The following is a 10,900-nucleotide window of genomic DNA, read 5'->3' as shown; positions in this document are numbered from 1 at the left end:
CCAGGGGACACCGCCCTGGAGGCCCTGTCGGTGGAGGGAGGGAGCTGGGGGCTCGAAGCCCGGGGGCCGGTGCGGGTCCACGCCGTGACCTTCCGGAACCAGGCCCGGGGAGTGATCCAGCTGAGAGCCGGTTCGCTCGAAGGCAGGGGCCTGCGATTCGAGGCAGGCGCGGGCCACCAGGCGCCGGTGGGCGTGCTCGTGGAGGAGGGAACGGGAGGGGGCCCCGCCCCGTCCCTGATCCTCCGGGACAGTGCGTTCGTGGGGGCCTACGACCGCGCGGTTCGGGCCCGGGGTGGGGCCACGGTCCTCCTGGAGGGGGTGGACTTCCAGGGCCCCCGGATGGCGCTGAGCCAGGATGGCGGCGTGGCGAAGGTCGAACGGGCCCAGGTCTCCGGGGGAACAGGCACGGCGTTCTCCATGGTGGAGGGCACGCTCACGCTGGTGGACGTGCGGGTCCAGGGCCACGAGTACGGCGTGACGGCGCTCCAGACCCGGTTGTCGGTGCGGGGCTTCACCTCGACGAGCGCCTCGCGCGCGGGCCTGGGGCTCACGGCGACGACCGGCCTGCTGGAGGACGTGACCGTGAAGGACGCGGGCAACTACGGGGCGCTGCAGCTCACCGCCTCGGACCTGGAGGTGCGGCGCTTCCGCCTGGAGGGCTCGCGGGAATACGGCGTGATGGCGGTGCAGGGGCGGGTGCGCCTGCGGGAGGGCGTCATCACGGGCGTGAGCACCGAGGATGGCATCGCGGGGGACGGGCTCCACCTGCGCCAGGTGGAAGCGGACGTCGACACCGTGACCGTCGAGGGGGCGAAGGGCACCTGCGTGCTGGCGACACAGCGGGCGCACGCGGCACTCCGGAACGCCCGGCTCTCGGGGTGCGGACTCGCCGCGTTGGCGGTGGACACGCACGCGACCCTGGAGTCCAGGAACGTCGACGTGCGCGACACCCCCGGCTCCGTCCTGGTGGCCATTGAAGAGGGCCAGCTGCACGTGGAGGACCTCACCGCGAAGGACGCGCGCGGCGAGCTGGTCTCCACCGACTGCGAGGGCCAGACACGCGTCCACCTCCGCCATATCGACGCGAGCACCACGCGCGGGCTGCGCTCCCCCTGCGTCCAGCTCGACGCCAGTCCACGCGCCCCCACGCGTCAGCCCTGAGCAGGCGCGGGCGTAGGGGGCAGGGGCGTGGCCCGCTGTTCCAGCCACTCGCGGATGACGGGGTAGACCTCCATCGGCGCGCCGGTGCCGAAGATGAGGTCGCCGTGGCCGTAGTCCATCTTGTCCCCACGGTCCCGGCCGAAGACGTGCAGCGTGCGGTCCGGGGACGTGAGCAGCGCGTACTGCGCCTCCACGTTGGCCGCGGTGGCCAGGCGGTCCGCGCTGCCGCCCATCACCAGCACGGGCAACTGGAGCTTCGCGATGCCCGCGCGCCAGTCCGTCTTGCGGTCGTAGGAACGGAACGCGTCGTGGGAGATCCAGTCCTGGAACTGGAGCAGCACCTTGCGGCTCATCGCCGCCATCATGTTGACGGACAACTGCCGCATGACGCGCGGCGGGACGTGCCGGGGATTCACGACGATGTCCGACAGGGGCAGCGCGAGGTAGCCCAGGAAGGGGGCCATGCTGGCGCTCATCCACGCCTGCCGGATGCTCCCGGGCCACGCGGCGCGCACGCCCAGCGAGATGAGCGTCCGCAGGAACGGCTCTGACTTGAGGTACACCGGCGCGCCCAACTCGAGCAGGCCCGCCAGCTTCCCGCCGTCGGGGCCCTGCGCCACTCCGTACCCCACCAGTCCGCCCAGGGAGTGGCCCAGCCAGAAGGCCTGCTTCGCGCCGGTCTCCTTCAGCGCCAGCTCCAGCAGCGCCGGCCCGTCGTGCTGGATGTGGTCGTCGACGGTGAAGTCCGTGGGCCGCCGGCCGCGAGGCGGGCGCTGCGAGTGCCCTGTGCCGCGCCACTCCACGCTGAAGCAATCGAAGCCCGCTTCGGTGAGGTAGTGGGCCACGGAGTAGGGTGGCTCGAAGTCGAAGGTGAAGCGGTTGGCCGCCAGCCCGTGGCACAGCAGGACGGGCTCGGCGAAGCGGCGCACCGGCGCCCGCCGGGCGTGCACGGTCAGCTCCCACCCATCCGCGCAGCGCACGCGCAGCATCTCGGGAAGGGGCCCCCTGAGGCGGTACCACCGCCGCACGAGCAGGACCCACCCGACATTCACCAGCAGCAGGACGGCCGCCGCGGTCAATCCCCACAGGGCCCACTGCCCGTACGGCATTTCTCCTCCCATGCGACCGGGGACTGACTCCGGCGCGAATAAAACCCTGCTAAGGTCCGTTCCCTCGCCGTTTCTGCCACATGGGCAGCCGACCAACTGGGGAAGTCGAGGGAACGATGAAGCTGCGGAAACTGATGTTCGTGCTCCCGAACCTCTTCACCGTCACTTCCATCTTCTGTGGCTTCTACGCCATCACCTTGTGCTCGGGTGAGGCAGAACCGGTGCAGCTGTACCAGGCGGCCCTGGCCATCCTCTTCGCCATGTTCTTCGACGGGTTCGACGGACGGGTGGCCCGCCTGACGAAGACGCAGAGCGACTTCGGCATGCAACTCGACAGCCTCGCGGACGTCATGTCCTTCGGCGCGGCGCCGGCGCTCCTCGTCTACAAGTGGGCGTTGGCCCCCATGGGCTTCTGGGGCCTGTTCATCTCCTTCGCGTTCATGGCCTGCGGCGCCATGCGGCTGGCGCGCTTCAACGTGCTCGCCATGCGCAACCCGCACGGCGGTGGCGGTGGCTTCTTCGTGGGGCTCCCCATTCCGCTGGCGGCCGGCGTGCTCGTCTCGCTCATCATCTCCCACCACGTTGCCAGCCAGGGTGAGGCGCTCCATGACGGCGCGCGCCTGCCGGTGGCGGTGGCGGTGGGGGCCCTGTCGCTGCTGATGGTGTCCACGGTGCGCTACCGCACCTTCAAGGATGCGCGCCCCAGCCGGAAGTCGGCGCTCGTGTTCATGGCCATGGCGCTCACCGGCGCGTTCATCGCCCAGCGGTTCCACCCGGCCTGGGTGCTGGTGACGTACTTCTTCGCGTACCTGCTGATGGGGCTGGTGGAGTCCGCGTTCTCGGTCCGCAGCCGGCTGGCGTCGCGCAAGGTCGGCGCTGTCGCGGCGGTGGCGGTGGCTGCCGGGCTCGACGAGGACGACGACGAGGACTCCGAGCCCAACGGCACCACGGACGACGGTCCCGCGTTCCTCTGAGCCGCCGGGCGCGAGAGCCAGGACGCGGACCGTGCCCTCCCGGCCCGGGGCCGCTAGGATGCCCGGCCCATGCGCGTCGAGCTGCTGTGCACCGGTGACGAGCTCGTCACCGGCCTCATCACGGACACCAACAGCACCTACCTGGAAGCCCGCCTCTTCGACCTGGGTGTGAAGGTCGCACGGGTGACGCTGGTGGGAGACGTGCGTCCGGACATCACGGGCGCGCTGCTGGAGGCCTCGGCGCGCGCGGACGTGGTCATCGTCTCGGGGGGCCTGGGGCCCACGTCCGACGACTTCACGCTGGAGTGCGCCGCCGCCGCCGCGGGCGTGTCCATGCAAGAGGATGCGCGGGTGCTCGGCTGGTTGAAGGAGCGCTACGCCGCACGGGGCATGGCCATGAATCCGGGCGCCCTGCGCATGGCGCGCATCCCCGCGGGCACCGAGCCGGTGCGCAATCCCCAGGGCTCGGCACCGCTGGTCATCCAGCAACTGGGCCGCGCCCACCTGTTCTTCCTGCCAGGCGTCCCGCGCGAATACAGGGCCCTCGTGGACGGAGAGGTGCTGCCGCGCGTGCGGACCTGGCTCGCCGCCGAGCCCCACCGCACGTTCCGCGCCTTCCGCCTGCTGAGGACGGTGCGCCTGCCCGAATCCGTGCTGAACGAGCACGTGATGCCCCTGGCCCCCAATCATCCGCGGGTGGTGTTCGGCTTCCGGACGCACGCGCCGGAGAACCACCTGAAGCTGATGGCGGAAGCCCCCTCGCAAGCGGAAGCCGACGCCGCGCTCGCCGCCGCGGAGGCCGCATGCCGGCAGGTGCTGGGCACGCATGTGTATGGCGCGGATGACAGCGAATACGCTCCCGTCCTCCTGGGCCTGCTGGCGCGCGCCGGTCACACGCTGGCGGTGGCGGAGAGCTGCACGGGCGGCCTCGTCGCGCAGGAGCTCACGGCGGTCCCGGGCTCCAGTCAGGTCTTCATCGGGGGCGCGGTCGCCTACTCGGAGAAGATGAAGTCCGCCTGGGTGGGCGTGTCCCCGGACATCCTCGCGAAGCACAGCGCCGTGTCCTCCCAGACGGCGCTCGCCATGGCGGAGGGCGTCCGCGCTGCCTGCGGCGCCACGTTTGGCCTGTCCGTCACGGGCTACGCGGGACCCGGCGGCGGCACGCCCGAGGATCCCGTGGGCACCGTCTACTGCGGGCTGGCCGGCCCCGGCATGCAGCCCCGCTGCGAACGGATTTCGCTCGCGGGTGACCGGGACCGGGTCCGCCTGTTCGCCGCGTCCCACGTGCTGGAGATGTTGAGGTTGCACCTGCTCACCGCCCCCGTGTCGCCATGAGTCGCTCCAAATCAAAGCGTCCCCGTCCTTCCGCCCCGGAAACATCGTCCACGGTGCCCCCGGCCCCCGCCATCCCGGAGGCGCCGCTCCCGGCCACGCCTGATTCCTCCGTGCCGCTCGCCAGCCCCACCGCGGCGATGGACTCCTCCAGTCCGCCCACGTCTGCCCCGGGGGCAGGAGCGCATCCGGTGCGGAACGCGGTGCGCCTGTGGCTGTCCGCCTACCGGGTGGAGGTGATGCTGTTCCTGGTCGCGTTCGCGGTGCTGTCCAGCTTCAGCTCACAGCGCTTCCTCCGCCAGAGCGCCGCGCCGCACTTCATCTACCAGGCGCAGTCCTGGCTGGAGGGACGGCTCGACGTGGATCCGCGGGTGTTGCCCAACCTGGAGGACTGGGCCTGCGTCCGGATGGTGGATGGGCACAAGGTGCGGTGCGAGGGACGCCTGCTCCAGGATGACCGCTGGTTCGTCAGCTTCCCATCCTTCCCCGCAGTCGTGATGCTTCCGTTCGTCGCGCTGCACGGCTACCAGTTCAACGACACGTCCTTCGGCGTCTTCGTGGGCGCGCTCGCGGTGGCGCTCTTCTATTCGCTGCTGCGCTTCCTCGCGCAGGAAGGGGAGACAGAGCGCAACCGCGACGACAACGTGGTGCTGTCGCTGGTGCTCGCCTTCGGCACGTTGTTCTTCTACTGCGCCATCCGGGGCGAGGTCTGGTTCGGCGCGCAGGTGATGGGCGTGGCGCTCACGTGTCTGTACGTGCGCAACGCCGCCAAGGCCCGGCGTCCCGTGCTCGCGGGCGTTTTCTTCTCCATGGCCGTGCTCACCCGCACACCGCTGGTGTTCGCGGGCCTCTTCTTCGTCCTGGAGGCGCTCTGCCCCGGCCCGGACCGGCTGGCCCAGCTCAAGGCCCTCCCGACCGCGTGGAAGCCCGCCCTCCGCAAGCTCGTGCTCTTCGGCGCGGGAGCCGCGCCCCTCGCAGTCCTCGCGGCCGCCTACAACGTCTACCGCTTCGGCAAGCCGGGAGAGTTCGGCCATTCGTACCTCTACAACAACCGGGTGAACGTCGACATCGACCGCTTCGGGCTCTTCAACCTCGAGTACCTGTCGCGCAACCTCCAGGCCGCTTTCCTCAAGCTGCCCCAGGTGTCGCTGTCTCCGCCGCGGTTGTCGTACGACCCGCATGGGCTGACGCTGCTGCTCACGCTGCCCTTGCTGGTGTTCCTGCTGGTCCCCCGCACGCGTCCCCGTCTGCACTGGCCCTTGTGGCTGACCGTGGCGGTGTGCGCGCTGCCGGGCCTTTTCTACCAGAACACCGGGTACATGCAGTTCGGCTTCCGGTTCAGCTTGGACTACACGCCCTACCTGTTGCTGCTCTTCGCCATTGGCGGATGGTCGCTGCGCAACCGCGCGGTGGTGGCGGTGCTGGCGCTTGGCGTGCTGGTGAACTTCTGGGGAGCCGTGGCCTTCCGTGGCTACACGGAGTTCGTTCGGAACTGGTAGGCCTCCGGACCCCGGCGGCTTGATTCTGCCGGGCCTCACCCGCACATCAAGGGCGACATGCAACCTCCCCCCGGTCAGCCCCCTCCAGGCAAGCGTTGGCACACCCGTGAGGACAGCGGCATCCGTCTGGATGCGGCGATGCGCTGGTGGCACGACGACGAGCCCATCGAGCATCCGAAAATCATCGAGCTCTTCAACGCCTCGCTGGTCCTGGATGATGACGGGCGCTACCAGCTCCGCATTGCCCAGGACTGGTGCTACGTCCAGGTGGAGGACGCGGCCTATGAAGTGCGCACCGTGGACGTCACCCCGGATGAGCACGTGTCCCTGCGACTGAGCGACCGCACGGCGGAGGCCCTGGACCTGGAATCGCTCCAGCTCACCCCAGATGGCGTCCTCACCTGCCGCGTGAAGCAGGGCAGGGCGAAGGCCCGCTTCTCTCGCGATGCGCAGTACCAGTTCGGTGAACTGCTGGAAGAGGGCCCCCAAGGGCACCTGGTGCTGCGCGCGGGCCAACGCCAATGGGAGGTCCCCCTCTCGCTGGATGCACTCCAGGCCGCGACCTAGGCCGCCTCGGCGGATGCGGGCGACACGGAAGGCGCGGTGGCGCCCACCAGGTCCCGGGCAAGGGCGTCCAGGACGCCCGGGTGCTCCCGCAGCCACTCGCACGCCCGCTCGCGGCCCTGGCCAATGCGTTCACCCCGCAGGCTGAAGTGGCTGCCCGACTTCTCCACCACGCCCGCGCTCACGGCCAGGTCCAGCACCTCCGCGGCGCGGTGGATGCCGGTGCCGTAGAGCACGTCGAACTCCGCTTCCTGGAACGGGGGCGCCATCTTGTTCTTCACCACCTTCACGCGGGCGCGTGAGCCCACCACCGCGTCGCCCTCCTTGAGGTTGCCCGTGCGGCGGATCTCCATCCGCACCGATGAATAGAACTTCAGCGCGTTGCCACCCGTCGTCGTCTCCGGATTGCCGAACATCACGCCAATCTTCATGCGGATCTGATTGATGAAGATGATGCAGGTGCCGGAACGGCTCACGGCTCCGGTGAGCTTCCGCAGCGCCTGGCTCATCAGCCGCGCCTGGACGCCCATGTGCGCGTCGCCCATCTCCCCTTCGATTTCCGCACGGGGCACCAGCGCCGCCACCGAGTCCACCACGATGAGGTCCACGGCGCCTGAGCGCACGAGCTGTTCGGTGATCTCCAGTGCCTGCTCCCCGGTGTCCGGCTGCGCCACGAGCAGCTCCTCGGTGCGCACCCCCAGCTTGCGCGCATAGGACAGGTCCAGCGCATGCTCCGCGTCGATGAAGGCCGCGACGCCTCCGACGGCCTGCACCTGGGCAATGGCATGCAGGGTGAGCGTCGTCTTTCCGGAAGACTCGTTGCCGAACAGCTCGACCACGCGCCCTCGCGGATAGCCCCCCACGCCCAGCGCCCGGTCCAATCCCACCGACCCCGTGGGAATGACCGCCACCTTCTGCTCCGGTGCGTCCGCGCCGAGCGTCATCACCGCGCCCCGGCCGAACTGCTTCTCGATGGACGCCACCGCCGCCGCCACTGCCTTCAACTTCTCCGTCAGCCTGCTCATCTCGTCTGACTCCCTCGCCGCCCTGCGGGCTGGATGCCTCGGCGGTGGGCAGAGCAACGGTCATGCCGCGCGGGCTTCCGGGGAGACGGTCCTGCAAGGGCGTCCAGGTCTGCACGGCCCGTCCGAACTGCCGGAGCGGCGTGGCTGTCTCCCGTGTGCTGAGAAGGTGCAAGGTGGGGGTGTATCCGCATAAGCAGACACGAGGGGACGTGATAGCCAGCTTGATGGGATGGAAGGCTTTGCGTTGAAAGCCCGGTGCGGCGGCGTGACATTTCCTCTCGTGAATACGACCCGTGAGAACCTTCCCCATGTGGTCATCCTGGGAGGCGGCTTCGGCGGCCTCTACGCGGCCCGGTACCTGCGAAAGGCAGGGGTTCGCGTCACGATGGTGGACCGTCACAACCACCACCTCTTCCAGCCCCTGCTGTACCAGGTGGCTACGGCGACGCTCAGCCCCAGCGACATCGCCGCGCCGCTCCGGGCGATGCTCGGACGCAATCACGTCCAGGTGCTGCTCGCGGAAGTGACTGGCGTGGACACCGCGCGCAAGCACGTCCTCCTGGCCGACGGCGAGCTGGCGTACGACTTCCTCATCGTGGCCACTGGGGCAACGCATTCGTACTTCGGCAACGAAGCCTGGTCGCGCCACTCGATGGGGTTGAAGACAGTCGAGGACGCCCTGGAGGTCCGCCGCCGCGTGCTGCTCGCCTTCGAGCAGGCTGAACGCGAATCGGACCCCGAACGCCGTCGCGCGCTGCTCACGTTCGCCATCATTGGCGCGGGCCCCACGGGCGTGGAGCTGGCGGGAGCGCTGGCGGAGATCAGCCGCAATTCATTGTCGGGGGACTTCCAGAACATCGACCCCCGGGATGCGCGCGTCATCCTCATCGAGGGAATGGACCGCGTGCTCCCCACCTATCCCGAGAACCTTTCGGGCGAGGCCCGCCGGGTACTGGAGAAGCTCGGCGTCGAGGTCCGCACGGGTACCCGTGTCACGAACATCGACGCAGCGGGCGTGGACATGGGCGCCGAACATCTGGCGGCTCGCACGGTGCTCTGGGCCGCCGGCGTGGAGGCCTCGCCCGTGGCCCGCTCGCTTGGCGTGACGCTGGACAGGGCAGGCCGCGTCCCGGTGACGCCCGAACTCACCGTGCCCGGCCATCCCGACATCTTCGTCGTAGGCGACCTGGCGCTCGTGAAGCAGGAGGATGGCAGCGCGGTCCCTGGCGTTGCACCCGCGGCGATGCAGGAGGGCAAGCACGCGGTGCTCAACCTCCGCCGCCAGCTCGAGGGCCAGCCCATGCAGCCCTTCCATTACTGGGACCGGGGAACCTACGCCGTCATTGGCAGAGGCCATGCGGTGGGGGTGGCCTTCCGCCGCGTGAAGCAGTCCGGCTTCGTCGCCTGGCTGGCCTGGCTCTTCATCCACATCACCTTCCTCATCGGCTTCCGAAGCAAGCTGGCCGTGCTGCTCAACTGGGCGTACTCGTACCTGACCTTCGGCAGGTCGGCGCGCATCATCACGGGCCCCGCCCCCCGCCTGGATGCCCGGAGGGACGCAACGGCCTTGCCCCCTGACACCCAACGCCTCACCCAGGCCCCGAAGCCCCCCGTGGACCTGCGGTCCTGACGGTGTTGCCTAGGGCGCGGACCACGCAGGGGAAGGGCGGCGCGGCGCGCTCGTGGTCCCCTGGGTGTTGGTATGCAGCCAGCCCCGGCGATCCAGCATCCGGCAGTCGACGGCGAGTTGCAGGTCGACGTCCTCGATACGTCCGTGGTCTTCCAGGTCTGCGCGGGTCAGCGCCAGCTTGAGGATGCGGTCATGCGCCCGCGCTGACAAACCATACTGCTGGACCGCTGTTTCCAGAGCCTTCTCCGCTTTCGAGGACAGCATGCAGAACCGGCGCAGCAGATGTGGAGGCATCTGCGCGTTGCAGTGCACGCCTGGCGTGTCCTGGAAGCGGACGCGCTGCCGCTCGCGCGCGGCCTGCACGCGCTGCCGGTAGTACTGGCTTGGCTGCTCGGGTGTCTTCGCCGCGAGCTGGTGGTACTCCACCGGCCGCGTCTGCACGGTGATGTCGATGCGGTCCATCAAAGGTCCGCTGATGCGCGTGTGATAGTCGAAGATGCGATGCTCGTGGCAGGTGCATGCGTGCCCCGGGACGTTGAAATAGCCGCAAGGGCAGGGGTTCATCGCCGCGACCAGCATGACGCGGCATGGATAGGTGATGTGCTGGGTCGCCCGCGCCAGGTGGATGACCCCTTCTTCCAGGGGCTGTCGCAGCACCTCCAGGACGTTCTTCCGGAACTCCGGAAGCTCATCGAGGAACAGCACTCCATGATGCGCCAGGGACAGCTCTCCCGGACGCGCCATGGGGCCTCCACCCACGAGCCCTGCGTCGGACAGCGTGTGGTGGGGCGAGCGGAACGGCCGCTCTCGCACCAGCGCCTGCTCGTCTCCTAGCAGCCCCTGGATGGAGTAGACCTTCGTCACCTCCAGCGCCTCGTCGAAGGTCATCTCCGGCAGGATGCTTGGCAGCCGCCGCGCCAGCATGGTCTTGCCTGAACCTGGGGGCCCGGCCATCAAGAGGTTGTGCCCGCCAGCCGCCGCCAGCTCCAATGCGAGCTTCAGCTCCGGCTGACCGCGCACGTCGGCCATGTCCGCGGCCTCCTTGCGAGGAGCCCCTGGCGCTGTCCCCAAACGAGTCAGCGGTGCGAGGGGCGCCTCCCCCGTGAGGTGCCCCACCGCTTCGCGCAGGTGGGCCACCGGCACCACCTGGATCCCCTCCACCAGCGCCGCCTCCGCCGCGTTCGCGGCCGGCACCATGACCCCCCGATAGCCTCCATCCCGCGCCGCCACGGCCAGGGGCAGCACGCCCTTGATGGGTTTGACGGATCCGTCCAGCGACAGCTCTCCGCCAAAGAGGTATCGCCCGAGCGGCTCCTCCTCCATCAGCCTCGCCGCGGCGAGGACGCCCAGGGCGATGGGCAGCTCGAAGGCCGCCCCCTCCTTGCGGATCTCCGCGGGAGCCAGGTTGACGGTGATCCGCTTCTGCGGAAGGTCGAACCCGGCGTTCTTCAGCGCGGAGACAACCCGCACCTTCGACTCGCGCGCCGCCCCTTCCGGCAACCCCACGACGTTGAAGTAGGGCAGGCCGAGCGCCATGTCGACCTCGCACTCCACCACCACCGCGTCGATGCCCATCAACGCCCCCGACCGCACCCGAGCCAGCATT

The 10,900-nt window shown here is 69.6% G+C and carries 9 protein-coding genes; 6 read left to right on the top strand and 3 right to left on the bottom strand.

Annotated features, from left to right (window positions below; translation table 11 throughout):
* Positions 1-1,161, top strand: a 1,161-nt coding sequence (locus D7W81_RS42450; protein ID WP_158621652.1) for a hypothetical protein, incomplete at its 5' end; no start/stop codon positions are given.
* On the opposite strand, the gene D7W81_RS22320 is transcribed toward D7W81_RS42450, so the two are convergent.
* Positions 1,152-2,270 carry an alpha/beta fold hydrolase gene (locus D7W81_RS22320; protein WP_120557421.1) on the bottom strand — a complete coding sequence of 373 codons (1,119 nt, stop codon included), beginning with the start codon at positions 2,268-2,270 and terminating at the stop codon, positions 1,152-1,154. The two genes, D7W81_RS42450 and D7W81_RS22320, sit on opposite strands and share 10 nt — an antisense overlap.
* 116 nt (positions 2,271-2,386) lie before the next feature.
* Here D7W81_RS22320 and pssA point away from each other — a divergent pair, with 116 nt between their 5' ends.
* From pssA to D7W81_RS22300, 4 genes are all read left to right on the top strand, one after another.
* Entirely contained in the window at positions 2,387-3,244 is an 858-nt protein-coding gene (pssA, locus tag D7W81_RS22315; protein WP_120557420.1) for a CDP-diacylglycerol--serine O-phosphatidyltransferase, read from the top strand.
* A 69-nt stretch (positions 3,245-3,313) separates the two neighbouring features.
* Complete coding sequence (locus D7W81_RS22310) at positions 3,314-4,579, top strand: CinA family nicotinamide mononucleotide deamidase-related protein (RefSeq protein WP_120557419.1); 1,266 nt, start codon at positions 3,314-3,316, stop codon at positions 4,577-4,579.
* Positions 4,576-6,075 (top strand): hypothetical protein, encoded by a 1,500-nt coding sequence (locus D7W81_RS22305; protein WP_120557418.1) that lies wholly within the window; start codon positions 4,576-4,578, stop codon positions 6,073-6,075. Before D7W81_RS22310 ends, D7W81_RS22305 begins: the two co-directional genes overlap by 4 nt.
* 57 nt (positions 6,076-6,132) lie before the next feature.
* Positions 6,133-6,642 carry a DUF1285 domain-containing protein gene (locus D7W81_RS22300; RefSeq protein WP_208721408.1) on the top strand — a complete coding sequence of 170 codons (510 nt, stop codon included), beginning with the start codon at positions 6,133-6,135 and terminating at the stop codon, positions 6,640-6,642.
* Here D7W81_RS22300 and recA read toward each other — a convergent pair.
* Positions 6,639-7,664 (bottom strand): recombinase RecA, encoded by a 1,026-nt coding sequence (gene recA, locus D7W81_RS22295; protein WP_120557416.1) that lies wholly within the window; start codon positions 7,662-7,664, stop codon positions 6,639-6,641. The two genes, D7W81_RS22300 and recA, sit on opposite strands and share 4 nt — an antisense overlap.
* Positions 7,665-7,944: 280 nt before the next feature.
* Here recA and D7W81_RS22285 point away from each other — a divergent pair, with 280 nt between their 5' ends.
* Complete coding sequence (locus D7W81_RS22285) at positions 7,945-9,294, top strand: NAD(P)/FAD-dependent oxidoreductase (protein ID WP_120557415.1); 1,350 nt, start codon at positions 7,945-7,947, stop codon at positions 9,292-9,294.
* A gap of 9 nt (positions 9,295-9,303) precedes the next feature.
* On the opposite strand, the gene D7W81_RS22280 is transcribed toward D7W81_RS22285, so the two are convergent.
* Complete coding sequence (locus D7W81_RS22280; protein ID WP_120557414.1) at positions 9,304-10,899, bottom strand: YifB family Mg chelatase-like AAA ATPase; 1,596 nt, start codon at positions 10,897-10,899, stop codon at positions 9,304-9,306.
* Position 10,900 lies beyond the last annotated feature (1 nt).

The organism is Corallococcus aberystwythensis, from assembly GCF_003612165.1.
GTDB lineage: Bacteria > Myxococcota > Myxococcia > Myxococcales > Myxococcaceae > Corallococcus > Corallococcus aberystwythensis.
This window is presented reverse-complemented; position numbering and strand designations above follow the sequence as displayed.

Coding starts and splice junctions, on each gene's coding strand:
- D7W81_RS22320 (WP_120557421.1), bottom strand. CDS start 2,270: ATGCCGTACGGGCAGTGGGCCCTGTGGGGATTGACCGCGGCGGCCGTC.
- pssA (WP_120557420.1), top strand. CDS start 2,387: ATGAAGCTGCGGAAACTGATGTTCGTGCTCCCGAACCTCTTCACCGTC.
- D7W81_RS22310 (WP_120557419.1), top strand. CDS start 3,314: ATGCGCGTCGAGCTGCTGTGCACCGGTGACGAGCTCGTCACCGGCCTC.
- D7W81_RS22305 (WP_120557418.1), top strand. CDS start 4,576: ATGAGTCGCTCCAAATCAAAGCGTCCCCGTCCTTCCGCCCCGGAAACA.
- D7W81_RS22300 (WP_208721408.1), top strand. CDS start 6,133: ATGCAACCTCCCCCCGGTCAGCCCCCTCCAGGCAAGCGTTGGCACACC.
- recA (WP_120557416.1), bottom strand. CDS start 7,664: ATGAGCAGGCTGACGGAGAAGTTGAAGGCAGTGGCGGCGGCGGTGGCG.
- D7W81_RS22280 (WP_120557414.1), bottom strand. CDS start 10,899: ATGCTGGCTCGGGTGCGGTCGGGGGCGTTGATGGGCATCGACGCGGTG.